This is a genomic window from Pantoea sp. X-Soil-YNGN-775, assembly GCF_059730575.1.
In genome coordinates, this window is the sequence record NZ_AP035945.1 from 615,519 (window position 1) to 640,565 (window position 25,047).

The 25,047-nt window shown below is 59.1% G+C and carries 22 protein-coding genes and 1 other annotated feature; of the genes, 10 read left to right on the plus strand and 12 right to left on the minus strand.

The window, feature by feature from the left end:
• The first annotated feature begins 101 nt into the window (after positions 1 to 101).
• Positions 102 to 1,049 (plus strand): 2-hydroxyacid dehydrogenase, encoded by a 948-nt coding sequence (locus tag AC6I8I_RS02765; RefSeq protein WP_312055322.1) that lies wholly within the window; start codon positions 102 to 104, stop codon positions 1,047 to 1,049.
• Between the two features lie 2 nt (positions 1,050 to 1,051).
• Here AC6I8I_RS02765 and deoR read toward each other — a convergent pair whose 3' ends face one another.
• Positions 1,052 to 1,816, minus strand: coding sequence for a DNA-binding transcriptional repressor DeoR (gene deoR / locus AC6I8I_RS02770; protein ID WP_312055411.1), 765 nt, complete (start codon positions 1,814 to 1,816; stop codon positions 1,052 to 1,054).
• A gap of 386 nt (positions 1,817 to 2,202) precedes the next feature.
• On the opposite strand from deoR, the gene rbsK reads away from it, so the two are divergent.
• The 3 genes from rbsK to AC6I8I_RS02785 are packed head-to-tail and all read left to right on the plus strand — an operon-like array spanning position 2,203 to position 5,465.
• On the plus strand, positions 2,203 to 3,120 hold the full coding sequence (gene rbsK / locus AC6I8I_RS02775) for a ribokinase (RefSeq protein WP_312055323.1): 918 nt from the start codon (positions 2,203 to 2,205) through the stop codon (positions 3,118 to 3,120).
• Positions 3,121 to 3,129: 9 nt separating this feature from the next.
• Positions 3,130 to 4,455 (plus strand): L-fucose:H+ symporter permease, encoded by a 1,326-nt coding sequence (gene fucP / locus AC6I8I_RS02780; protein WP_312055324.1) that lies wholly within the window; start codon positions 3,130 to 3,132, stop codon positions 4,453 to 4,455.
• Positions 4,452 to 5,465, plus strand: a complete 1,014-nt coding sequence (locus AC6I8I_RS02785) for an aldose 1-epimerase family protein (protein ID WP_312055325.1) — start codon at positions 4,452 to 4,454, stop codon at positions 5,463 to 5,465. The genes fucP and AC6I8I_RS02785 overlap by 4 nt, the downstream gene beginning before the upstream one ends.
• Positions 5,466 to 5,479: 14 nt before the next feature.
• Here the strand turns inward: AC6I8I_RS02785 and urtE are convergent, their stop codons facing one another.
• The 8 genes from urtE to atzF form a co-directional block, all read right to left on the minus strand.
• The gene (gene urtE / locus AC6I8I_RS02790; protein ID WP_497820645.1) at positions 5,480 to 6,178 is read right to left on the minus strand and encodes an urea ABC transporter ATP-binding subunit UrtE; all 699 of its coding nucleotides are present in this window, start codon (positions 6,176 to 6,178) and stop codon (positions 5,480 to 5,482) included.
• Between the two features lies 1 nt (position 6,179).
• Positions 6,180 to 6,971 (minus strand): urea ABC transporter ATP-binding protein UrtD, encoded by a 792-nt coding sequence (urtD, locus tag AC6I8I_RS02795; protein WP_497828310.1) that lies wholly within the window; start codon positions 6,969 to 6,971, stop codon positions 6,180 to 6,182.
• Positions 6,964 to 8,040 carry an urea ABC transporter permease subunit UrtC gene (gene urtC, locus AC6I8I_RS02800; RefSeq protein ID WP_497828311.1) on the minus strand — a complete coding sequence of 359 codons (1,077 nt, stop codon included), beginning with the start codon at positions 8,038 to 8,040 and terminating at the stop codon, positions 6,964 to 6,966. The genes urtD and urtC overlap by 8 nt, the downstream gene beginning before the upstream one ends.
• Positions 8,040 to 9,605: an urea ABC transporter permease subunit UrtB gene (urtB, locus tag AC6I8I_RS02805; RefSeq protein WP_312055329.1), complete on the minus strand. Its 1,566-nt coding sequence runs from the start codon at positions 9,603 to 9,605 to the stop codon at positions 8,040 to 8,042. The genes urtC and urtB overlap by 1 nt, the downstream gene beginning before the upstream one ends.
• 120 nt (positions 9,606 to 9,725) lie before the next feature.
• Positions 9,726 to 10,994: an urea ABC transporter substrate-binding protein gene (gene urtA, locus AC6I8I_RS02810; protein ID WP_497828312.1), complete on the minus strand. Its 1,269-nt coding sequence runs from the start codon at positions 10,992 to 10,994 to the stop codon at positions 9,726 to 9,728.
• 29 nt (positions 10,995 to 11,023) lie between these two features.
• The gene (locus AC6I8I_RS02815; protein ID WP_497828313.1) at positions 11,024 to 11,725 is read right to left on the minus strand and encodes a GntR family transcriptional regulator; all 702 of its coding nucleotides are present in this window, start codon (positions 11,723 to 11,725) and stop codon (positions 11,024 to 11,026) included.
• A gap of 9 nt (positions 11,726 to 11,734) precedes the next feature.
• Positions 11,735 to 15,352 carry an urea carboxylase gene (gene uca / locus AC6I8I_RS02820; protein ID WP_497828314.1) on the minus strand — a complete coding sequence of 1,206 codons (3,618 nt, stop codon included), beginning with the start codon at positions 15,350 to 15,352 and terminating at the stop codon, positions 11,735 to 11,737.
• Positions 15,353 to 15,354: 2 nt separating this feature from the next.
• Entirely contained in the window at positions 15,355 to 17,151 is a 1,797-nt protein-coding gene (gene atzF / locus AC6I8I_RS02825) for an allophanate hydrolase (RefSeq protein ID WP_497828315.1), read from the minus strand.
• A 269-nt stretch (positions 17,152 to 17,420) separates the two neighbouring features.
• Here atzF and sltY point away from each other — a divergent pair, with 269 nt between their 5' ends.
• Positions 17,421 to 19,340 (plus strand): murein transglycosylase, encoded by a 1,920-nt coding sequence (gene sltY, locus AC6I8I_RS02830; protein ID WP_312055332.1) that lies wholly within the window; start codon positions 17,421 to 17,423, stop codon positions 19,338 to 19,340.
• 45 nt (positions 19,341 to 19,385) lie between these two features.
• Entirely contained in the window at positions 19,386 to 19,691 is a 306-nt protein-coding gene (gene trpR, locus AC6I8I_RS02835; RefSeq protein WP_312055333.1) for a trp operon repressor, read from the plus strand.
• On the opposite strand, the gene yjjX is transcribed toward trpR, so the two are convergent.
• Complete coding sequence (yjjX, locus tag AC6I8I_RS02840; RefSeq protein ID WP_312055334.1) at positions 19,692 to 20,210, minus strand: inosine/xanthosine triphosphatase; 519 nt, start codon at positions 20,208 to 20,210, stop codon at positions 19,692 to 19,694.
• Between the two features lie 208 nt (positions 20,211 to 20,418).
• On the opposite strand from yjjX, the gene gpmB reads away from it, so the two are divergent.
• Positions 20,419 to 21,066, plus strand: a complete 648-nt coding sequence (gene gpmB / locus AC6I8I_RS02845; protein WP_497828316.1) for a 2,3-diphosphoglycerate-dependent phosphoglycerate mutase GpmB — start codon at positions 20,419 to 20,421, stop codon at positions 21,064 to 21,066.
• 43 nt (positions 21,067 to 21,109) lie between these two features.
• Here the strand turns inward: gpmB and robA are convergent, their stop codons facing one another.
• Positions 21,110 to 21,991: an MDR efflux pump AcrAB transcriptional activator RobA gene (gene robA / locus AC6I8I_RS02850; RefSeq protein ID WP_497819629.1), complete on the minus strand. Its 882-nt coding sequence runs from the start codon at positions 21,989 to 21,991 to the stop codon at positions 21,110 to 21,112.
• Between the two features lie 195 nt (positions 21,992 to 22,186).
• Between robA and creA the strand changes: the two genes are divergently transcribed.
• On the plus strand, positions 22,187 to 22,660 hold the full coding sequence (gene creA, locus AC6I8I_RS02855; RefSeq protein ID WP_312055337.1) for a protein CreA: 474 nt from the start codon (positions 22,187 to 22,189) through the stop codon (positions 22,658 to 22,660).
• Positions 22,661 to 22,705: 45 nt separating this feature from the next.
• Here the strand turns inward: creA and arcA are convergent, their stop codons facing one another.
• Positions 22,706 to 23,422: a two-component system response regulator ArcA gene (gene arcA, locus AC6I8I_RS02860; protein WP_046289182.1), complete on the minus strand. Its 717-nt coding sequence runs from the start codon at positions 23,420 to 23,422 to the stop codon at positions 22,706 to 22,708.
• Between the two features lie 600 nt (positions 23,423 to 24,022).
• Here arcA and AC6I8I_RS02865 point away from each other — a divergent pair.
• Together AC6I8I_RS02865 and thrL are read left to right on the plus strand one after the other, a co-directional pair.
• Entirely contained in the window at positions 24,023 to 24,727 is a 705-nt protein-coding gene (locus AC6I8I_RS02865) for a tRNA/rRNA methyltransferase (protein WP_312055338.1), read from the plus strand.
• Positions 24,728 to 24,914: 187 nt separating this feature from the next.
• A complete protein-coding gene (gene thrL / locus AC6I8I_RS02870; protein WP_071591720.1) occupies positions 24,915 to 24,983 on the plus strand; it encodes a thr operon leader peptide in 69 nt (22 codons plus the stop codon).
• Positions 24,922 to 25,040, plus strand: a sequence feature (Thr leader region). (Overlaps the previous gene by 62 nt.)
• Positions 25,041 to 25,047 lie beyond the last annotated feature (7 nt).

Sequence of the window (25,047 nt, forward strand, 5' to 3'; positions counted from 1 at the left end):
GCGAATATTCCGATGCGTGCCGCAGTTCGGGATAACTGTTTGATTTCCGCGCAACCCCGGCACTATGCTGCTTTTTTGCCTTAAAAACCGGGAGAGTGACGATGAGAGTATTGATCGCAGCGGATGAACACGCCTGGGGCGGATTGATTCCGGCTATTCGCCAGCGGCTGCCGGACGTGGAGTTTGTCGCCTCGGCAGGCCACGCCGCCGAAAGCCTTGCCGGCTTTGATGCGCTGATCCCTGGCATGTGCAAAGTGGACGCGGCGCTGCTGGCGACCGCCGATCGCTTAGCGCTAATCCAGCAGGCGGGCACCGGGCTGGAGGGGATCGACATCGCGGCGGCGAAACAGCGCGGCATCATGGTCGCCAATGTGCCGTCCGACAGCTCAGGCAATGCCGATTCGGTGGCGGAACTGGGTATCTGGATGATGATTGGCCTGGCGCGTCGCTATCACGAAATCGCCGATTGCCTGGCGCAGCAGCAGCTGGGCCAGCCGGTCGGCCTGGGATTGAAGGGCAAAACGGTCGGACTGGTCGGTTTAGGTGGCATCGGCAAAGCACTGGCAGCGCGGCTCAGGCCGTTTGGCATGCGGATGATCGGCGTCAGGCGTGAAGCCGATCCGGCTTTCGCTCACCAGCACGGCCTGGCGTGGCTGGGTGAGATGACACAGCTGCCGCAGCTGTTGCAGCAGGCCGATTTTGTGGTGCTCAGCCTGCCGGATAATCCGCAGACCCACCAGATTATTGACGCCACGGCGCTGGAGCAGATGAAACCGCAGAGCTTTCTGATCAACCTTGGCCGGGGTGGATTAATCGACAAAGCGGCCTTTCTTAATGCGCTGAAAAACCGGTCGCTGGCCGGGGCCGGGCTGGATGTATTCTGGCAGGAGCCGCCCGATCCGCAGGATGAGCTGTTTCGCTATAACGTCATCGCCACGCCACACATTGGCGGCGTCACCGATATCTCACTGGCGGGCAACCTGACCGGAGTGTGTGACAACCTGCGCCGCCTGCGTGACGGCGAAACGGTAGTAAACCGCTGGGCGTGAACTTACGGCAGGCGCAGCGGAATCGCCTGTTGTGCCAGCCAGTCCTGCAGCGCCTGATCGGGCGCTGCGTCACTGACCAGCAGATCAAAGCGGCGCAGTTCGGCAATGCGGGCCGGCAGCACCTTGCCATATTTACTGCTGTCAGCCACTAAAATGCACTGGCGCGCCCGCAGCATCGCGTGGTGCTTCATCGCCAGCTCATTGGTGTTGTAGCAGGTCGCTCCCTGATCTTTGTCGATCCCGGCCGCCGAGATAAACGCCAGTGTCGGACAGAGATCGTCGAGGATCGAATGCCCGCCGATCGGTGTGAACAGCGCATTATCCGCGTGGAACTCGCCGCCGCTGAGGATCACATTGCAGGCCGGTTTCTCCTTTAACGCCAGGAAGGTGTTCATGGCGCAGCAGATTGCGGTAAACGGCAGGCTGTCAGGGATCGCATCGACGATATAAGGCAGGGTAGTGCCGCAGTCGAAAAATACCGTGTCATTTTCACCGATCAGGTTGGCCGCAGCCTGGGCCAGCCGCTGTTTTCGGGCGGCATTCTGACCGTGCTGATCGGTGACAAAATAGTGGCTGGCGTGGCTCTTCGGGTCGCTGACGATGTAGCCGCCCAGCAGCACCACGCTGGAGGCTGGCTCGCTCAGATCGCGGCGGATGGTCATTTCTGACACGCCAAGCAGCTGGGCTGCGTCTTTCAGATGCAGCTTATCGGTGCGTTTAAGCGCCTGAGCCAGCTTGTGGATACGTTCGTCGCGCCGGGTTTCCATGGTCATCTCTGTCTGTTCAGTTTCCTGCTGGGCTGATTGAGGGGGCCGGAAACCGGCGTAATCATCGCGACAAACCTGACAGATTTTAAGGCGTTGCGTCCTCTTCGGCAGGCTGGTTTTCAATCTTACCTGCAACGGCTAAACCCCGCAAACCTCACGCGTTACCGTCCGGCGATGGTTTCTCCCCGGCCAGGCGGCGTCCGCTACACCAATCTGTGCCATGTCTGATTGTTACAATCGTAACACGGCGATCGGCCTTTATTCGCCGTATATGGTGAAATTCATCCCTTCAGGATGTGGTTTTTATCACATATTTAACTTTTCATAATTGTTATTGTTAATTTAATAACATTTGATGGTTAAAAAACATCCGGGAGAAAACAGTCATGGATATCGCGGTCATCGGCTCAAACATGGTCGACCTGATTACCTATACCAACAGCCTGCCGAAAGCGGGCGAAACCCTTGAAGCACCCGATTTTGCCCTTGGCTGTGGCGGCAAGGGGGCTAATCAGGCGGTGGCTGCCGCCCGAATGGGTGCGAAAGTGATGATGGTCAGCAAAGTGGGCGACGATCTGTTTGCGCCCAATACCGTGGCGAATCTGCAACAGCAGGGCGTCGATACCCGCTTCGTCACCACGGCAGCGGGTACTTCAAGCGGCGTGGCGCCGATCTTTGTCGACGATCGGTCGCAGAACCGCATCCTGATTATTAAAGGTGCCAACCAGCAGCTGAAGCCGGCCGATATTGACGACGCCGCTGAGGCGCTGAAAGGCTGCCAGCTGATCATCCTGCAGCTGGAGATCCCGCTGGAAACGGTCTATTACGCCATCGATTTTGCCCGTCAGCATCAGATCAAAGTGATCCTGAACCCCGCGCCGGCGGTGGCCGATCTCGACATCCAATACGCCTGCAAGTGTGACTTCTTTATGCCTAACGAAACCGAACTGGAGATCCTCACCGGACTGCCGGTTGCCAGCGATGAGGACGTAATCGCCGCCGGGCGATCGCTGCTGAAGCGCGGTCTGAAAAACCTGATTATCACGCTGGGCAGTCGCGGCTCGGTATGGATGAGCGGCGATACGGTGCACCGGGTGGCGGCAACGCCGGTCCGGGCGGTCGACACCAGCGGTGCCGGCGATGCCTTTATCGGCTGTTTTGCTCAGCTGCTGATTAAAACCGGCGATATCGCGGCTGCCATGGCCCAGGCTTCGGCCTATGCCGCCTGCAGCGTGACCGGACGCGGCACGCAGCGCGCCTATCCCGACGCAGAGAGTTTTCAGCGCTTTCTTAATCTTCAGTGAGGTGATGCTATGCAACAGAAAATAGTTCAGCAATCCGATGGCTACCTGAATAAAACGCCGCGCTTTCAGTTCATTCTGCTGTCGTGCCTGTTTCCGCTGTGGGGCTGCGCTGCCAGCCTTAACGATATCCTGATTACCCAGTTCAAAAGCGTCTTCGCATTAAGCGATTTTGCCAGCGCGCTGGTACAGAGTGCCTTTTATGGCGGCTATTTTCTGATTGCGATCCCGGCGTCGCTGGTGATCCGTAAAACCAGCTACAAGCTGGCGATCCTCACCGGGCTGGCGCTCTACATTCTCGGCTGCGTGGCGTTTTATCCCGCCTCGCACATGGCGACCTATACCATGTTTCTCGCGGCGATCTTTGCTATCGCCATCGGCCTGAGCTTTCTGGAGACCGCGGCCAATACCTACAGCTCAATGATCGGTCACCGCGACCACGCCACTCTGCGGCTCAACATCAGCCAGACGTTCTATCCGATTGGCGCGCTGATGGGCATCGTGCTGGGTAAGTATCTGGTGTTCCAGGAAGGAGACAGCCTGCAGAGCCAGATGGCGACCATGACCGCCGAACAGGCGCATGCGTTTCGCCTGACGATGCTGGAGCATACGCTGGAACCCTACAAATATCTGGTGATGGTATTAATAGTGGTGATGCTGCTGTTTATGTTTACCCGCTATCCGCGCTGCAAACCGCAAAGTAACCAATCATCGCTGCCTTCACTGGCGGAGACCTTTCGCTATCTGGCGACCAACCGTCACTTTAAACGCGGCATCGTGACGCAGTTTCTCTATGTCGGGATGCAGGTAGCGGTCTGGTCGTTCACCATTCGTCTGGCGCTGACGCTGGGCGCAGCCAATGAACGTCACGCCTCAAACTTCATGATCTACAGCTTTATCTGCTTCTTTATCGGCAAGTTCGTGGCGAACTTCCTGATGACCCGTTTCCGCGCCGAAAAAGTGCTGATCGCCTATTCGGTGCTGGGGGTGCTGACGCTGGCTTATGTGATGCTGGTACCTGACTTTACCGCCGTTTACGCCGCGGTGTTCGTCAGCGTGCTGTTTGGTCCCTGCTGGGCGACCATTTATGCCGGAACGCTGGCGACGGTCGATAATAAATATACCGAAGTGGCGGGGGCGTTTATCGTGATGGCGATTGTCGGCGCAGCATTCGTGCCCGCGCTGCAGGGGCTGGTCTCTGACGCGGTTGGCTCAATGCAGCTGGCGTTTGGCGTCTCGCTGCTCTGCTTCGCCTGGGTAGGCTGTTACTTCTATGGCGAGCTGCGCCACAAGAAACAGACCGTGTCCGGCGGTCGTCTGGTGGAGGATGCATCATGAAAACCCGTTTACCGTTGCGCCGTGAGCAGTTTCATTTTACCCCTGAGGTTCTGCTGCAGAGCGATGACTTTCGGGTGGAACTGTTCCGTTATCCGGCGGGGATTGAAGCGGTGCGGATCCATAACCGGCGCGGATCGGTAACGGTGCTGCCGTTCTTTGGTCAGATGATCTGGGATGCGCAGTTTGACGGGCATCCGCTGACCATGGGCAACAGCTTTAAGCAGCCGCTGCCCGGTCATTCAATCATCGACACCTACGGCTGTTTCGCTTTCCACTCGGGGCTGCTGGCTAACGGCTGTCCGTCGCCCGAGGACGACCATCCGCTGCATGGTGAAATGCCCTGCGCCCGGATGGACAGCGCGTGGCTGGTGCTGGACGCGGATACGCTGTCGCTGGAGGGGGAGTGTGAATATGTCAAAGGCTTCGGCCATCACTATCTGGCCGCACCGGCGGTACGCCTTCACGCCGATCGGCCGCGGCTACAGATTGAGATGACGGTGACCAATCTGGCCGGCGCGCCGATGCCGTTGCAGTATATGTGTCATCTCAACAGCGGCTGGATTGCACAGGGACGTTTCCGGCAGTCGATCCCGGATCGGGCCTTCCGGCTGCGCACCTCAATACCGGCCCATCTGCGGCCAACACCGGCATGGCGCGACTACACCGCCCGGCTGGCGCAGGATCCGCAGGCGTTGCAGCAGCTCGATCTGCCGCAGTTGTGCGATCCGGAGATTGTCTTTTTCGCCGACGATCTGCCGCAGTATGGCGATGAGGTGCAGTTTGAGCTGCACGCGCCAGCGGGATACGCCATGATGACGCGCTTCTCTACCGCCCAGTTTCCGCACGCCACCCGCTGGCTGCTGCACAATGCCGACCAACAGGTCGCGGCCTATATCCTGCCGGCCACCTGTCGGCCGGAAGGGTTTCTGGCGGCGCAGCAGGCGGGCAGCTTAATCACCCTCGCCAGCGGCGAACAACGCCACTTTTCCGTCGAGACCGGATTGCTGTAAGCCCGATGCGCGGCCTAAATCGCCACCAGGCCGCGTACGCCATCGGCTTCCATGCTGTCGCCGCGGCCACGCTGCACGATTTCACCGCGCGACATCACCAGATAGCTGTCCGCCAGTTCAGCCGCAAAGTCATAAAACTGCTCGACCAGCAGGATCGCCATATCCCCGCGCTGCGCCAGCTGACGGATCACCGCGCCGATCTCTTTGATCACCGACGGCTGGATCCCTTCGGTTGGCTCATCCAGGATCAACAGCTGCGGCCGGCAGGCCAGCGCCCGGCCGATCGCCAGCTGCTGTTGCTGGCCGCCGGACAGATCGCCGCCGCGCCGCGACTTCATGGCAAACAGCACCGGAAACAGCTGGTAGATCTCATCCGGCACTTGGCGGGCCTGCGCAGCCGGAAAGCGGGACAAGCCGAGCAGCAGGTTCTCTTCCACCGTCAGCCGCGGAAAAATCTCCCGCCCCTGCGGCACGTAAGCAATGCCGGACTGCACCCGCTGGTGCGGTTTACGGCCGTTGAGTTTCTGCTGCTGCCAGTGGATCTCACCGGATTTAGCCGGGATTAACCCCATCAGGCATTTCAGTAACGTGGTTTTACCCACGCCGTTGCGGCCCAGCAGGCAGGTGATCTCACCCACTTTTACCTCAAACGACAGGCCACGCAGAATATGACTGCCGCCATAATATTGATTCAGTTCAGTAACCTGTAACATCTCAGCGCCCCAGATAAACGTCGATAACCTGCTCATTGGCCTGCACCTCACGCAATGATCCTTCGGCCAGTACCTGACCCTGATGCAGCACCGTCACGTGGTCGGCAATGGTTTCGACAAAGCCCATATCGTGCTCCACCACCATCAGCGAATGTTTACCCGCCAGGTTGCGGAACAGCTCGGCGGTGTAGTCCGTTTCAGCGTCGGTCATGCCCGCCGCTGGCTCATCCAGCAGCAGCAGGTGCGGCTCCTGCACCAGCAGCATGCCAATCTCCAGAAACTGCTTCTGGCCGTGCGACAGCAGGCCCGCGCTACGCTGTCGTTCTGCGCCGAGCCGCAGCAGCTTCAGCACCTCATCGATCCGATCCTGCTGCTCGCCATTGAGGCGCGCGCGCAGACTGGCCCACACCGTTTTTTCGGCTTTCAGGGCGATCTCAAGATTCTCGAACACGGTTAACGCTTCAAACACCGTCGGTTTCTGGAACTTACGGCCGATGCCGGCACGGGCGATCTCAACCGGCGACAGGCGGGTAAGATCGCTGTCCTGATCGTAGATCACCCGACCGGAATCGGGCCGCGTCTTGCCGGTGATCACATCCATCAGCGTGGTTTTGCCCGCGCCGTTGGGGCCGATCACGCAGCGCAGTTCGCCGACGCCGATCTGTAACGAGAGATCGGTCAGGGCGCGGAAGCCATCGAACGAGACGCTGATCTTCTCCAGCTGCAGCAGCGGATCGCGCTGCGCCCGATGACGATCCGCCGGATGAGGTTGAGTAAACAGTGTGTCAGTCATGTTTCCTCCGGCGCAGCAAACCAATCACGCCGTGCGGCAGAAACAGCGTCACCAGGATGAACATCAGGCCGAGGAAAAACAGCCAGTATTCCGGGAAAGCGACGGTGAAAAAGCTGCGCGCGCCGTTAACAATCGCCGCACCCAGCAGTGGGCCGATCAGCGTACCACGCCCCCCCAGCGCCACCCAGATGGCGGCTTCAATCGAGTTGGCTGGCGACATCTCGCCGGGATTAATGATCCCGACCTGCGGCACGTAAAGCGCCCCGGCCAGTCCGCACAGCATCGCCGACAGGGTCCAGACAAACAGCTTAAAGCCGCGCGGATCGTAGCCGCAGAACATCAGGCGGTTTTCGGCGTCGCGCACCGCAGTCAGCACCCGGCCAAACTTGCTGCGTGCCAGTGCGAAACCGATCGCCAGGCTCAGCAACAGCAATCCTACCGTGGCGATAAACAGGCCGATGCGGGTGCCGGTCGCGCTCACTGAAAAGCCGAGCAGGGTGGTAAAGCCGGTGAAACCGTTGTTGCCGCCAAAGCCGGTTTCATTACGGAAAAACAGCAGCATACCGGCGTAGGTCAGCGCCTGGGTGATGATCGAGAAGTAAACGCCTTTGATGCGGGAACGGAAGGCAAAAAAGCCAAATACCAGCGCCAGCAATCCCGGTGCCATTACGCTGAGGCACAGCGCCCAGGCGAAGTGCCCGGTTCCGCTCCAGAACCACGGCAGCTCACGCCACGACAGAAAGGACATAAACGCCGGTAAGCCTTCACCTGCCGCCTGGCGCATCAGATACATGCCCATCGCATAACCACCGAGAGCAAAAAACAGGCCGTGGCCCAGCGACAGTAATCCGGCGTAACCCCACACCAGGTCGAGGGCCACTGCCACCACCGCGTAGCAGAGGATTTTGCCAATCAGCGTCAGGGTATAGGTGGAGATCGCCAGCGGATGGCTGGCGGGCAGCAGCGCCAGAAACGGCATCACCAGCAGCGCCAGGGTGACCAGCAGGCCGATGCTGAGGGTCAGGCGCGGCGCTTTGCGCGCGGCGCGGAGCGTAATCGGTTGCGTCATCAGTCAGTCACCCTTCCTTTTACCGCAAACAGTCCCTGCGGACGTTTCTGGATAAACAGTACGATAATCACCAGAATCAGAATCTTGCCGAGCACCGCGCCGATCTGCGGTTCCAGCACTTTATTAAGAATGCCGAGGCTGAAGGCGGCGACCACGGTGCCCGCTAGTTGACCGACGCCGCCCAGCACCACCACCAGAAACGAGTCGATAATGTAGCCCTGTCCCAGTTCTGGCCCGACGTTGCCGAGTTGCGACAGCGCCACACCGCCCAGTCCGGCAATACCAGACCCCAGACCAAACGCCAGCATATCGACCCGGCCGGTCGGCACGCCACAGCAGTCCGCCATGGCGCGATTCTGCGTCACGGCGCGCACGTTCATGCCAAGACGGGTGCGATTCAGCAGCAGCCAGGTGAGTGCCAGCACAAACATCACAAACAGAATCACGGCGATGCGGTTCCACGGCAGCACCAGGTTAGGCAGTACCTGCAGTCCGCCCGACAGCCACTGCGGATTTGCCACTTCGAGGTTTTGCGCCCCGAACAGCATCCGCACCGCCTGAATCAGCATCAGGCTGATTCCCCAGGTCGCCAGCAGCGTTTCCAGCGGACGACCGTAAAGATGGCGGATCACCGTGCGTTCCAGCGCCATTCCGATGGCGGCCGTCACCATAAACGCCACCGGCAGCGCCAGCAGCGGATACCAGGCCAGGTAGTGCGGCGCAAACTGTTGGAACAGGCTCTGTACCCACCAGGTGGCATAAGCACCGAGCATCAGCATTTCACCGTGCGCCATATTGATTACGCCCAGCAGGCCGTAAGTGATCGCCAGTCCCAGCGCCGCCAGCAGCAACACCGAGCCCAGCGACAGGCCGCTGAACGCCTGACCCAGCAGATCGCCCCACATCAGGCGTTTCTGAATCTGTTGCAGGCTGTCGGCGGCGGCGGCACGCACCGTGGCATCCGGTTCGTTCGCCGGCTGGGTTAAGCGTTGCAGGCTGGCCTGCGTATTCGGATCGCTGGATTCGCCCAGCAGCTTAACTGCCTTCAGCCGCACCATCGGCTGGCCATCTGCCAGCTGCAGGTTGGCCAGCGCCATCGCCAGTGCGGCATGCACCCGGCTATCTTTTTCGGCGGCCAGCCGCTGCTCAATCAGCGACAGCTGATCGGCCGCGCCGTCATTTTGCAGCTGCCGGGCGGCGTGCAGCCGCAGTCCGGCATCGTCGCTCACCAGCTGATGCGCCGCCAGCGCGCCGTTGACCAGCACCCGCAGACGGTTGTTCATAAACAGTTTTTTCAGCTTGCCGTTCGGCTGTGGCTGGGCATCCAACGGCAGCAGCCTGCTGCCCTGCTGGCTGAACGGCTGTTTATTCTGGTCGATGACCACACTTTCGGCGTTCAGCGCTTCCAGCAGCGGTAACCGGCTGCTGTCTGGCGCAGCGGCCCACTGTTGCAACAGCGTCGCCTGCTGGCTACGGCTGGCAGCGGCGAAGTCTGCCGCCGGTCCGGCGCTGGCAAACAGCGGCAACAGCAGCAGCAGGCTGAAAAGGCAGCGGCAAAGGTTCATAGAGAGGACCTCGTTAAATGGATGGCAGCGGACGACCTGATTTGCCGTACGCCATCAGCGCAACGGGCAGGTGCGTAGCAGGCGCCGGCCGGCAGAGCCGCAGACCGGCGCGTCACGCGCTTACTGCGCGGCTTTCACCGGGTGGTCGGGCTTCTTATCATTACCGGCGATGTACGGGCTCCATGGCTGAGCGCGCACCGGCTGATCGGTCTGCCACACCACGTTGAACTGACCGTTCTCTTCCACTTCACCGATCATTACCGGCTTATGCAGATGGTGGTTGGTCTGATCCATGGTCAGGGTAAAGCCGTCTGGTGCTTTGAAGGTCTGACCGGCCATCGCCGCCCGGATTTTATCCACGTCGGTGGTGCCGGCTTTTTCTACCGCCTGCGCCCACATATGAATGCCGACATAGGTCGCTTCCATCGGATCGTTGGTGACCACGCTGGCGGCGTTCGGCAGATTGTGGGCTTTGGCATAAGCACGGTAGTCAGCGACAAATTTAGCGTTGGTCGGGTTATCGATTGACTCAAAATAGTTCCACGCCGCTAACTGACCGACCAGCGGTTTGGTATCGATACCGCGCAGCTCTTCTTCCCCGACCGAGAAGGCCACGACCGGAATATCGGTGGCTTTAATGCCCTGATTAGCCAGCTCTTTATAGAAGGGAACGTTAGAGTCGCCGTTAATGGTGGAGACCACCGCTGTTTTGCCGCCGGCAGCAAACTTTTTGATGTTTGAGACGATGGTCTGGTAATCGCTGTAACCAAACGGGGTGTAGACCTCTTCGATATCTTTATCCTGGACGCCCTTACTGTGCAGGAAGGCACGCAGGATCTTGTTGGTCGTGCGGGGATAGACATAATCGGTGCCGAGCAGGAAGAAGCGTTTAGCGCTGCCGCCATCCTCGCTCATCAGGTATTCAACCGCCGGGATCGCCTGCTGGTTGGGCGCTGCGCCGGTATAGAACACGTTAGGCGACATCTCTTCGCCCTCATACTGCACCGGGTAGAACAGCAGTCCATTCAGCTCCTCAAACACCGGCAGCACCGATTTGCGCGATACCGAGGTCCAGCAGCCAAACACCACCGCTGCCTTATCCTGGGTCAGCAGCTGTCGTGCCTTCTCGGCAAACAGCGGCCAGTTAGAGGCGGGATCGACCACCACCGGCTCCAGCTTTTTCCCCAGCACGCCGCCTTTGGCGTTGATCTCATCAATGGTCATCAGCGCCACATCTTTGAGCGGCGTTTCCGAAATCGCCATGGTCCCGGACAGGGAGTGCATGATGCCGACCTTAATGGTGTCAGCCGCCTGCGCGCCCCAGGCGAGACCGATGCTGGCAACGGTAGCGGAGAGAGCAAAAGCCTTGAGCAATGAACGTCTTTTCATCGTGTTAAAACCCCTCAATGTTGTGTTTGTTATTCAATGGGTTGAAGCCGGGCCTGCTGGAGTCGGTGCAAGGTGATTTTCCTGACTTCCGCCTTGCTGACGGCGATATGGTCGGTCAGGATGCGTTGTGCCTCCTCAGTCTGTTGCTGAAAAATTGCCTGTAAAATCTGTTCATGCTCCTGATAGGTGGCGGTTATCCGATCGTCAGAGGTGAAGTCGAGACGGCGGATAATGCGGATTTTCTCCGTCAGTTCGGCGTGAATACGCGCCATTTCCGGATTACCCGCGGCGGCCACCAGCGTCATGTGAAACGCCTCATCGTGCTGCGATACCGTCAGGCCGGCGGTCAGCCGCTCCGCCTGGCACCAGAAGCGCGTCAGCCCGGTTAACAGGGCGCTGCACTGGGCGGGCGGCAGGGCGCACAGCCGCTTTACCGCCTCACACTCCAGCACGGTTCGCAGGTCATACAGCGCTTCAAACCAGGCAAAATCGAAGTTTCTGATCTGCCAGCCGCTGCGGAACCAGACTTCAACAAAGCCTTCGCGTTCCAGCCGGAACAGCGCCTGACGTACCGGGGTGCGGCTGACCGCCATCCGCCCGGCAATTTCACTTTCACTGAAGCGATCGCCGGGCATCAGGCGAAAGGCGAAAATCTCCTCTTTCAGCGCCTGATAAACCCTTTCTGCCAGCGCTTCCGGGCGGGCTTTCGGCGAGGGGGATTGCATCGTCATGCTGACTCCTTACTCCAGCCACAGCAGGGTTTCGCCCGGACTGACCGGACGGCCCGCCTGGCAGGCAATGCGTTTCACCTGACCACTCTGGGGAGCGACAATCGCCAGCTCCATCTTCATCGCTTCGACGATAACCAGCGTCTGACCGGCGCTGACCGTTTCACCTGGCTGCACCAATACTTTCCAGATGTTGCCGTTCATATCGGCCTGCACCGCCAGTGCGCTGTCATCCTGCTCAGCGACCGGGGCCGGCGGGTCCAGCGTCAGCGGCGCGCTCTGCTCTTCCTGCGCCCATAGCGTCACCTCCTGCTCAAACGCGGCGGCCTGACGCTGGCGGAATGCGGCGATATCATCAGCGTTGTCCGCCAGAAACTGCTGGTGGGCAGCAAAATCAAACAGCGTCTCTTCGATCCGCAGGCTGGCACGGCCTTCGCGGAAATCTTCCCGCAGCTGCGTCAGCTCGGCTTCACTCACCGGATAGAAACGCACCTGATCGAAGAAGCGCAGCAGCCACGGCTGTTCGGCGGCAAACTGGGGATTTTTCAGGAAGCTGTTCCAGATCGGTAACGTCCGGCCGACCAGCTGATAGCCGCCGGGTGAGTCCATGCCATAGATGCACATGTACATGCCGCCGATGCCGACCGTGCCTTCGGCGGTGAAGGTGCGGGCCGGGCTGTATTTGGAACTCAGCAGACGATGGCGCGGATCGATCGGCACTGCACAGGGCGCGCCAAGATAAACGTCGCCCAGTCCGAGCACCAGATAGCTGGCGTTGAACAGGGTGTCGCGCACCTGTTCACGCTGGGTTAAGCCGTTGATGCGCTGAATAAAGTCAACGTTGTTCGGCAGCCAGGGAGCACTGTCGCGAACTGTTTCCTGGTAGCGTGCTACCGCGCCGAGGGTGGCGCTGTCTTCAAACGCCATTGGCATCCACACCACCCGCGACGGCACTTTCAGCGTGCTGACATCGCCCAGCGTCGCCTCCAGCCCCAGCAACAGCGACATCAGGTCAGACTGGCTGATGATGCAGTTGTCGTAGCGCACCTGCAGTGAACGCACGCCGGGCGACAGCTCTTCTACGCCGGGCACCGCCCGTTCGCTCAGCGCCGTCATCAGCAGGTGAACGCGCAGTCGCAGCGCCAGATCCAGCACGTTGTCGCCATATTCAATCAGCACATATTTGTCACCGGCCTGACGGTAGACCGCTTGCGGCGTGGTTGCGGTGGCGTCAATCGCTGCCAGGATGGTCGCGGAGCCGCTGGCGGTTTCAGCCAGCGACGGCACGGCAAACGTCGGCGCATGGTGCGGACGCAGGGTGGCGATCATCTGCTGCTGCGCCTTTTCCCGTGCCAGCGCGTCATCGGCACTGATCGGATGGAAACGAATGCGATCGCCTGGTTTAACCTGACCGACTTTCCACAGTTCGGCTTTGGCGATGGTCACCGGGCAAACGAATCCGCCGAGGCTCGGGCCGTCGTGCGTCAGGATCACCGGAAAGTCACCGGTAAAATTGATGGCGCCAATGGCATATTCACAGTCGTGAACGTTAGAAGGGTGCAGGCCCGCCTCGCCGCCGTTGGCGCGGGTCCAGCTCGGTTTCGGACCGACTAACCGCACGCCGAGACGGTTGGAGTTGTAATGTACCTGCCAGTCGCTGGCAAAGAATTCGTCGATGGCGGCCTGAGTGAAGAAGTCTGGTGCGCCGTGCGGCCCGTAGAGCACGCCGATGCGCCATTCGGTGCCGTAGTGCGGAATCAATGCGGCATCGAGCGCCTGAGGGGCGCTGACCGGCGGCGGAGTGGTGCAGGCTGCCAGCGCAGGCCGCGAGATCGGCAGCATATCCGCGACCCGCAGCGTCCGTCCGGCATGGCCGCCAAACTGACCCAGCGAGAAGGTGCTGCGGCTGCCGAGATATTCCGGTACGTCGAAACCGTTGCGTACCGCGAGGTAGCCGCGGCAACCCTGCTGCGCGCGGCCCAGCGCCAGGGTTTGTCCCGCTTTCACCGTCAGCGGCTGCCAGTTGCTGACCGATTCGCCATCCAGCGTGGCGGCGCAGTCAGCACCGGTCAGCGCCACCGTCGCATCTGCGTGGAAGCGCAGCGTCGGGCCCTGTAAGGTAAACTCGAGGCCAGCCGCCGATTCGTCGTTGCCGACAATCCGGTTCGCCAGACGGAAGGCGAAATCATCCATCGGACCGGACGGCGGAACGCCGATATCCCAGTAGCCGAGGCGGCCCGGATAATCCTGAATCGAACTGAAGGTACCCGGCTGCAGCACTTCAATCACCGGGGCGGCCGGGGTGAAACTGTCGAGAAAGCGTGTCCAGACCGTGCCGCTGTGAAAGGCCTCAGTCGCCACGATCTGGCGCAGGTAGTCGAGGTTAGTGGCGATGCCGTGCAGCTGGGTGGCATCCAGCGCCTGCTGCATCTTTGCCAGCGCCGCCTCGCGGCTGTCGGCGTGTACAATCAGCTTCGCCACCATCGGATCGTAGAAGCTGGAGACTTCGCTGCCGGTTTCAATGCCGCTGTCGATGCGTACGCCAGCAGGAAAGCTGACGCCGGTTAACCGGCCGGGGCTGGGCTGGAAGTTTTTCAGCGGATCTTCCGCGTAGAGTCGCACTTCAATGGCGGCACCCTCGGGAGCCTGCTGCAGGCGCGGCCAGTCAATCTCATCGCCCGCCGCCACTTTTAGCATGCACTCGACCAGATCCAGCCCGGTCACGCATTCGGTAACCGGATGCTCAACCTGCAGACGGGTATTCACTTCGAGAAAGTAAAACGCTTCCTGAGTGACGTCGTAGATGTACTCCACCGTGCCGGCGCTGCGGTAATTGACCAGCTGGCCCAGCCGGACCGCCGAGGCCAGTAGCGCGTCACGCGTGGCCGATGACAGGCCCGGCGCCGGGGTCTCTTCCACCACCTTTTGATTACGTCGTTGCAGCGAGCAGTCGCGCTCACCCAGCGCCACCACGGTGCCGCGGCCGTCGCCGAAAATCTGCACTTCAACATGACGCGCGCGATCGATGCAGCGCTCCAGAAAGACGCCCGCGTCACTGAAAAACTGTTCGCCGAGACGGCGTACGCTCTCCCAGGCGCTGGCTAACGCGGCGGCATCGGCGCAGCGCGTCAGACCAATCCCACCGCCGCCGGCGGTACTCTTCAGCATCACCGGATAGCCGATCTGTTCGGCGGCCTGTAACGCCGCCTCCAGTGAATCCAGCAGCGGCGTGCCGGGCGTCACTGGTACACCGGCTCGCGCGGCCAGTTCACGGGCGCGGTGCTTCAGGCCAAACTCACCGATCTGCTGTGCCGTCGGGCCGACAAAGGCGATCCCCGCCTGCTCACAGGCTTCGGCGAACGGCAGGCTCTCGGACAGAAAGCCGTAGCCCGGCCAGATAGCGTCAGCACCGCTCTGCTGTGCCGCTGCCAGAATTTTGTCGATGCGCAGATAGCTGTCGCTGGCTTTGTCACCGCCCAGCGCAATCGCCACATCGGCCTGCTTAACGTGCTGCGCATTACGGTCGGCATCGGAGTAAACCGCCACGCTTTTCACGCCGAGGCGCTTCAGGGTACGGATGGCGCGACAGGCAATTTCGCCGCGGTTGGCAATTAATACGGTGCTGAACATGGTCAGAGACTCCCTTGTGTCGCCAGCCAGTTGCGCCAGCCGCCAGTTTCGGTAATTTCCAGCGCCTTGTTCAGCGCCGACCCTTCACAGATAAAGCCTTTCACTACCCGACCGTCTGCCAGCGTCAGGCTGCCGATACCCAGCGGCGGCGGGATTTCTGCCACGAACTCGCCAAAGCGCGCCAGCGGAATATCCCATAGCTCGACGGTGATGGCGGCTCCCCGTTCGTCGCGCATCAGGCCCGGTTTTTTGATCGCGCCGTCCAGCAGGGCGAACAGCCGATAGTGAGCAGCGGTTTGCGTCTCCTCGACCCACACCGCATCCCGGCTGGTCAGCTGGAAGTTGAGCGGCATACCGGTGAGGTGGGCACCGACCACCGCAACGCGCACGTGATCGGGTGAAGGCGGCAGCGCGCGCGATCGGGTTGGCTGCGGCTGGCCGGTGGCACCAAGCGGCAGCGCCAGTTGCTGCTGCCAGCGCAGTCCGAACTCAGCCAGTGCGCGATCGTGCCAGGCGGGTGCGATCAGCGTGATGCCCGCCGGTAAATCGTCATTGCGGAACGGGCCGGGCAGCGCCAGCGCGGCGAGGTCGGCCAGATTGGTGAAGTTGGTATAGGTGCCGAACTGCGAGTTGTAGTGCACCGGCTCCTGAGCCATCTCCGCCAGCGTGTGGATGGTGGGGGAGGTCGGCACCACCAGCGCGTCAAACTGCGCCAGGGTCTGCTGAATTTGTCGCGTCAGCTCGGCCCGCAGGTACTCCGCCTGATAAGCCTCAACGGCGCTGTATTTCAGGCCGCTGGCGACGATGCCGTGCACCACCGGGTCCATCTCAGCCGGACGTTGCAGCATCTCGCTGACTGCGGCGGTGCGCTCGGCTACCCAGGGACCGGAATAGAGCTGCTCAGCCAGCTGGCGGAACGGAGTGAAATCAATCGGATGCAGCGTCACGCCCGCCACCAGCAGCGCTTCCAGCGCCCGATCCCAGGCCGCTTCGGCCGCCGCATCATCAAAGAATTCGGGATTGGCCGGTACGGCAAAATGTGGATGAGCGGGCAGGCTGGCCGGGGCCGTATGCGGATTGACGCGCGAATAGGCGTCACCGGCGTCGTAACCCCCGGCGAGGCTGGCGACGGTAAAGGCGTCTTCCACCGTCAGCGCGAACACCGACAGGGTGTCATTCAGCCGGCAGGCCGGCACCACGCCGCGCGCTGAGAACCAGCCTTTGGTCGGTTTCAGACCGACAATATTGTTAAACCCGGCCGGGACCCGACCCGATCCGGCGGTGTCGGTACCAAGAGAGAAGCCGACCAGCCCGCGCGCCAGTACTGAAGCCGAACCGGAGCTGGAGCCGCCACTGACGTAGTCGGCATCAAAGGTGTTAGTGACCGCGCCGTACGGCGAGCGGGTGCCGACCAGGCCGGTGGCGAACTGGTCAAGGTTGGTTTTGCCGATCACCACCGCACCGGCGGCTTTCAGCCGGGCGACCACCGTCGCGTCATTGTCAGCGATGTAGGTGAAGGCCGGACAGGCGGCGGTGGTCGGCCAGCCGGCGACATCGGTGTTGTCCTTGACGGCGAACGGGACGCCAAACAGCGGCAGCGACGCCGGATCGCGTTGAAACTGTGCCAGCAGCGGTTCCAGCTGCGCCATCAGCTGCGCCGGTGTGGCAAGATAGAGCCAGGCGTTATCCTGCGGATCCAGCGCCGCCAGATGGGCCTCTAGCAGTGGAATGATCTGCTGTGGGGCCAGTTGCAGCCGTTGCTGCCAGTCGTGAAGGGTCAAGCCAAAGGTCGAAGCCATACGATGAATTCCAGCTGGTATACAAGATGGAGTTCAACAGAGCAAAGGCTGTGCCATTTTTTAACGCTCTGATTCAATGGGTTATCAGGGTTGGTCATAAGAATTTGTGATGATTATTTGCACAATTGCGGCGCAAGGGGCGGGCGATAGCGGTGCGTTTAATCCTGCCGTGCGTAAATTTTGTGAAGAACATGGCAAGAGCCGGATGGCCTGGTTAGCATGAAGGGAGTCTGGCAACTCGCCGGCGCCCAGCAACAGAGGAGATTTACGTGGTGAAGTGGCGTAACTGGATGGTAGGGATCTGCCTGGTCGGCACGGCCAGCAGCGCATGGGCCGATTCGCTTGATCAACAACGACAGCGTTATCAACAAATTAAACAGGCCTGGGACAGCAACCAGATGGCCACGGTGGATCAACTGTTGCCAACGCTACAGGATTATCCGCTCTATCCTTATTTGCAATATCGGCTGCTGGCGCAGGATCTCGATCAGGAGACCAGCCTGGCAGTACAAAACTTTATCCGCCAGTATCCAACGTTGCCGCCGGCGCGCTCGCTCAGCACCCGTTTTATCAACGTGCTGGCGCATCGTCAGGACTGGCAGGGCGTGCTTAATTTCAGCCCGACCGAGCCGAAACCGGTGCAGGCGCGCTGTAACTGGTACTACGCCAAATGGGCCACCGGCCAGCAGCAGGCGGCCTTTGACGGCGCCAAACAGATCTGGCTGCGCGGTACGGCGCTGCCGAATGACTGCGATAAACTCTTCTCGGTATGGCAATCCTCTGGCCAGCTCTCACCGATCACCATTCTGGAACGTATCCGGCTGGCAATGAAAGCCGGTAACGACAGTCTGGTGAGTTATCTGGCGAAAACGCTGCCGGCTGATTACCAGACCATGTCTGACGCGATCCAGGCGCTGCAGCAGGACCCGCTGACGGTCAGCACCTTTGCCAGCGCCGTCGGACCAACAGACTTTACCCGCCAGGCAACGATCTACGCCTTCACACGGGTCGCCCGTCAGGATATGGAAAATGCCCGCAGCCTGATCCCGATTCTGGTGCGGGCGCAGAAGATGGGGCCGGAAGATGAGCAGGCGCTGAAAGAGATTGTGGTGTGGCGCATGATGGGCAGCGATCTGACGTCGGAACAGGCGCGCTGGCGTGATGCGGTGGTAATGAGCAGTGAATCGACCGCGCTGGTGGAACGTCGGGTTCGGCTGGCCCTGAGCCAGCACGATCGACGCGGCCTGAATACCTGGATCGCCCGTCTGCCGCTGGAAGCCAAACAGAAAGATGAATGGCAGTACTGGCAGGCCGATCTGCTGTTTGAGAAAGATCGCAAAGAGGAAGCGGAAGAGATCCTGCGCAAGCTGATGCAGGCTCGCGGTTTCTATCCGATGGTGGCGGCGCAGCGGTTAGGCGTCGATTATCGGTTGCAGATTGATGAAGCGCCGAAGCCCGATAGCGCAACGGTGCAGGGCGCAGAGCTGGCCCGGGTGCGTGAACTGATGTACTGGGGACTGGATAACCTGGCGCGCAGCGAATGGGCCAACCTGATTGCCAGCCGCCCGCACAGTCAGCAGCAGATGCTGGCGCGTTATGCTAACGAGCAGGACTGGTGGGATCTCAGCGTGCAGGCCACCATTACCGCCAAAATGTGGGACAGCCTGAAAGAGCGCTTCCCGCTGGCGTGGCAGAGCGTTTATCAGCGTAATACTCAGGATAAGCAGATCCCGCCGAGCTACGCGATGGCCATTTCACGTCAGGAGAGCGCGTGGAACCCGAAAGCGCGTTCACCGGTCGGGGCCAGCGGCCTGATGCAGATTATGCCGGCCACCGCGGCGCATACCGTCAAGATGTACAACATGCCGGGCTATTCCAGCGTCAGTCAGCTGCTGGACCCTGAGACCAATATCCAGATCGGCACCCAGTATCTGGAATATGTCTACCAGCAGTTTGGTCAGAACCGCATCTTCGCCTCGGCGGCTTACAATGCCGGCCCTGGCCGGGTGCGTAGCTGGCAAAAAACCAGTGGCGGTAATCTCGATGCAGTGGCGTTTATTGAGACCATTCCGTTCTCAGAAACCCGCGGCTACGTGAAGAACGTGCTGGCGTATGACGCCTACTATCGTCACTTCATGGGCCAGCCTGACAAGATCCTGTCAGATGGCGAGTGGAATCGCCGTTACTAGCTGTGCTAAGCTTCCGTACTCTTTAGCGAGTACGGAAGCCTCTTCATGACCCAACCTGATTCTCCCTCCACCGAGGATAGCTGGCATCGCTTTGTCGGGCTGATGCAGCAGGCCTTTGCAGACGGCCATGCACTGCCGCTGATGCAGCTGATGATGACGCCTGATGAGCGCGAAGCCTTTGGCACCCGTCTGCGGATTATTGAAGAGCTGATGAACGGCGAGATGAGCCAGCGCGAGCTGAAAAACGAGCTTGGCGTCGGCATCGCAACCATTACACGTGGCTCAAACAGCTTGAAAGAGGCGCCGCCGGAGCTGAAACGCTGGCTGGAGGCGCATCTGGGTCGCGGCTGATTACTGCTGATAAAGCGGATGAACAAACGGGCAGAGCGCCAGAATCAGTGCCTGATGATAGACGCTGGAGCGGCTGAGCAGACCCTGAGTAAAGGCACCAATCGCGCCGCCTTGCTGTTTAATATTCTCAATGCCGGTTAACCGTGCCATCTCTTCGCCCAGTTCGCGGCCTTCACGTAACCCAGCCAGCACCACCGGCGGTAGGGTGAAGCTGGCCGAACGGGATTCTCCCCGCTGTTTCTGATTTTCCACCACCATCCAGGCGAAGGCGCAGTCATCTTCAATGCCGGCCTCGATGGCCACCCAGAACGCCGCTTCAGGTCGGACCTGTCGTGCATTCATCACGCGCTGGCGTGCGCCAGTTCGCGTTTCAAGGTGGGTTAACGGCTGTGCTGCAACGCCACTCTCGACCTCGACCCCTTCAATATGGCAGGATCCCTCGCCGAAAACGTCGTTGAATGCCTGCGCAATCGCGCGAATCTTCGCTGGGTTGGTGGTGGCTGCGACAACATGGTACATAATTGATTGAACCCTTAGGTGATTAAGAGCCGATCCCATCGGGCTATTTTATTTGTCAGTCTGACCCAGGGCAGTGCTCACAATCCTCACGTACTGCGGGTACGCGCCGGTTGTTTCGCGCTGTCGGTGTCCAGACTGGCTGCAATAATGACGCCTGATGGGGAGAGACTCTAAGGCGATTTTTGTCGCAGTATAACGGAAACTAAGCATGCTACAGGTCTATCTTGTTCGTCACGGTGAAACGGTATGGAATGCGGAACGCCGCATTCAGGGTCAGTCCGACAGTCCGCTGACGGAAAAAGGTGAGCAACAAGCCCATCAGGTGGGAGAACGCGTCAAAAATCTGGGCATTACGCACGTCATCGCCAGCGATCTCGGGCGTACGCGCCGCACTGCTGAGATCATCGCTGATGCCTGTAATTGCGTGGTGACGCTCGATCCCCGACTGCGCGAACTCAACATGGGGGTGCTGGAGAAGCGCCCGCTGGATGAGTTAACCGCCGAAGAAGAGCAGTGGCGCGCTACGCTGGTTAACGGCACGGAAGGGGGACGCATCCCGGAAGGGGAGTCGATGACTGAGATGGCGACGCGGATGCATCAGGCGCTGAACGCCTGTCTCGAACTGCCGGCCGGCAGCCGGCCTTTGATTGTCAGCCACGGCATGGCGCTGGGCGTGCTGGTCAGCACCATCCTCGGCCTGCCAGCGCATGCGGAACGTCGCCTGCGGCTGCGCAACTGCTCGATCTCACGCGTCGATCATCAGCAGAGCGCCTGGCTGGCAGAGGGTTGGGTGGTGGAAACCGCCGGGGATATTTCCCATCTGGATGCGCCTGCGCTTGATGAGCTGCAACGCTAACCACGGTGAAGCGCTTCTGCCGTCGTGATGACGGCAGAAGCGTTTAGTTGCCGGCGGGCTGGCGACGAATCGGAATCAGGTATTCACACCGGATTTCGGTTGGCGGCTCGCTGAGTTTCTTGCCCCCGTGGGTGTAGAAACGTTCAATATCCTGTCCCTGACGGCGGGTCAGTCCCAGCGTTGGCATACAGGTGCCGTACAGCAGCAGGATAAACTCCTGCAGCTCGACGCGTGGCCCGGTGTAGGTGAACTGCACATAGTCGCCCGCTTCGAGGATCACGCTCTGACCGGAGTGCAGGTTCATTGCGCTGTCGGCCGGCACCGCCGTGGTGTAAAGAATTTCCTGCTCGTCATCTTTGTCCTGGCTGGCACGCACCTGATGCAGGCCATACAGCACCGGCGGCACCGTGTCGGTTTCCAGCAGGAACTGCTTCCAGAAGTGGATGCGCATTTCGTCGCGGTAACTCGAGATCTGCTCCAGCGTACAGGTATAGTTCTGGGTTTGCCCCACCAGCACCGTTTCTGGCAAGGTGACGAAGGTTGGTTCAGGCTGCTTCTCATCGCTGAGGCGAATCGGCGGACGAATACCGAATGAGTTCCACTCCGAAGAGCGGCGATACCAGGCCGGCGTCTGGTTAAACTGCTTTTTAAACGCACGGGTAAAGGTCTGCTGCGAGTCGAAACGATACTGCAGGGCGATGTCCAGAATCGGACGGCTGGTCAGGCGAAGCGCGACCGCGGCTTTTGACAGACGCCGCGCACGAATATAAGCGCCTATCGCGTGGCCGGTGACGTCCTTGAACATTCTTTGTAAATGCCATTTAGAGTAACCGGCTTTCAGGGCAACGTTATCCAGTGAAAGGGGTTGATCCAGATGGCTCTCCAGCCAGACAAGCAAATCGCGAATGATACCGGCTTGGTCCATAAAACATCCTCATACTCTGGTGGTGCAGCTAAACGCAGTCGTCGAATAATAGCACTAAATGCTCAAAAGGCGTGGGCAGCTTTCTCGGGAAGATTGTGCTACATCAAGTGCGGGCTTAAACCCGTTTTGGTTTGGTCATTAACTCGATTGACAGTACATTACAGTCTCATCTATTCAATTTGCAATGGTAACTCCATGACAATATCTCGCCTTATGATCGCCGCATTTGCCGCCTTAACCTTTTCAAGCCCGCTGCTCGCCGAGGAGATAGGCTCGGTAGATACGGTGTTCAAGATATTTGGGCCCGACCACAAGATTGTCGTTGAGGCCTTTGATGACCCCGATGTTAAAAATGTAACCTGTTATATCAGTCGGGCGAAAACCGGCGGTATTAAAGGCGGATTGGGTCTGGCGGAAGATACCTCTGATGCAGCAATCTCCTGCCAGCAGATCGGTCCGGTCGAGTTGAGCGACAAGATTGCGCAGGGCAAAGCGCAGGGCGACGTGGTGTTTCGCCAGCGCACCTCGCTGATCTTTAAGAAGCTGCAGGTTGTACGCTTCTTCGATAAAAAGCGCAACGCCTTAGTCTATCTGACCTACTCCGATAAAGTGGTGGAAGGCTCGCCTAAAAATGCGCTGAGCGCGGTACCGATTATGCCCTGGCACTAAGGCAAAAAAAAACGCCCGTCAGGGCGTTTTTTCTTGGCGTAGCAGTTAGTCCTGCAGATCACCGCAGAAGCGATAACCTTCACCATGAATGGTGGCGATAATCTCTGGCGTGTCCGGCGTCGATTCGAAATGCTTACGGATCCGGCGGATGGTGACGTCAACGGTACGGTCATGCGGCTTGAGGTCGCGACCGGTCATTTTTTTCAGCAGGTCTGCACGGGTCTGGATCTTGCCTGGATTCTCGCAGAAGTGCAGCATGGCGCGGAATTCACTGCGCGGCAGCTTGTAGTGCTCACCGTTCGGGTTGATCAGTGAGCGGCTGTTGATATCCAGCTCCCAGCCGTTGAACTTATAGCTTTCAACCTGACGACGCTCTTCGCTTGGCAGCGCCAGATTCATGGTGCGTGACAGCAGGTTACGGGCACGAATCGTCAGTTCACGCGGGTTAAACGGTTTAGTGATGTAGTCATCAGCGCCAATTTCCAGACCGAGAATTTTATCAACTTCGTTATCACGGCCGGTCAGGAACATCAGGGCGACGTTAGCCTGTTCGCGCAGTTCACGGGCCAGTAACAGGCCGTTTTTACCGGGCAGGTTGATGTCCATGATCACCAGATTGACGTCATTGTCGGTCAGCACCTGATGCATTTCTGCACCATCAGTCGCCTCATACACCACATAACCTTCTGCCTCAAAAATGCTTTTGAGGGTATTACGCGTGACCAGTTCGTCTTCAACGATGAGAATGTGCGGGGTCTGCATGTTTAGCTACCTAAAATTTGCCAACAAATTGAAAACAGGGCGTACAGCGGTATGGCGTTCTTCATCATCGAGAGCGGCGGACCGTGCTGAACCGTTGTATGGAATACTATTTTGATAAGCCATCTATCAACGTCAACAACAGGATTAGCTCAGCCAGTCAGGATGAAAATTGCATGCCCCGTGAGAGAATAATAATGGCGCATATCCTAACTGCATTAACAGCAACCTAACAGCACCAACTACAACCGATAAGCATAAAAACAACGCTTCGTTGACTTATATCAAATGCAATTGTAGCACGTTAACACTTTTGTGAAAAACTTCTCGTAGATTGCCTGCTTAGCTCACAAAAAGCAGCATTTTCGCTACATTTACGGCGGACAATTCGCCAACTAAAACCGGCTGGAAATCATATTTTATCTTATTGAATTAAGTAGAGTTTATGCGAGCTTTGTCAATAATGGATGTTTGAGACAGAAACGGCCACCGATCAATGATTTTAACCAGTTTTAACATCCTGTTTTCTTGTTATCAGTGGGCGTCTTAATCATTAACAGCCGTGTTAATATGGCGTTATGTCAGCAAACCAATGGAATAAACATGCTTTTCCCCCTGATTCTCGTCTCGCCTGCCCGGGCTGAAAATATTGGCGCTGCGGCGCGTGCCATGAAAACCATGGGCTTTAGCCAGCTGCGGATTGTCGCCAGTGATGCCTGGCAGGATCCGGCTGCTCGCCGGGTCGCTCACGGTGCCGGTGATATTCTCGATAACCTTCAGACCTTCGCGACGCTGGCCGAGGCGTTAGCTGACATTGATTTCTCCGTGGCGACCACCGCACGCAGCCGGGCAAAGTTCCGCTACTACGCCACGCCTGAACAGGTTGAAACCCAGCTACTGGAAAAACGGCAGTGGGTAAACAGCATGGCGCTGGTGTTTGGCCGCGAAGACAGCGGGCTGACTAACGAGGAGCTGGAGCAGGTTGATCTGCTGACCGGTATCCCGATGGCAAATGACTATCCGTCGCTGAATCTGGGTCAGGCGGTAATGGTCTACTGCTACCAGCTGGCGAAGCTGAATCAGGTTGCGGCACCGGCGGTACCGGTGGCCGATGGGCAACAGCTGCAGGCGCTGCGTCAGCGTTTTCACCAGTTGCTGCAGACGCTGGAAGTCAGTGATGACGAGAAAATGGCCGACTGGATCGATCAGCGTATTGGCCTGCTGGAACAGCGCGACAGCGCGATGCTGCATCGCCTGCTGCACGACATAGAAAAAAAACTTATAGATAAATCCTCGGCAAAAAGCTGATTCCATAGCAACAGATCGTAGAGAATTTTAGCAAGGCAAACGATCGCACAGCATTTTGCGCTTTCACAGGCAGCTGTGCGCAGTGATGGAAATATGCGCTTCGGACAAATTCGTTGACTTAACGTGCGCTTTGCTTTACTTCTGAAAGCCAGACGGACAGACAAAAACAGACAGAAAATAAATCCTAATGCGTAAAATCAGCCTGAACACCACAATTATTACCACCACCATTACCACAGGTAACGGTGCGGGCTGACGCATACAGGAAAAAACAGAAAAAAGCCCGCACCTAAACAGTGCGGGCTTTTTTTTCGGCTTAA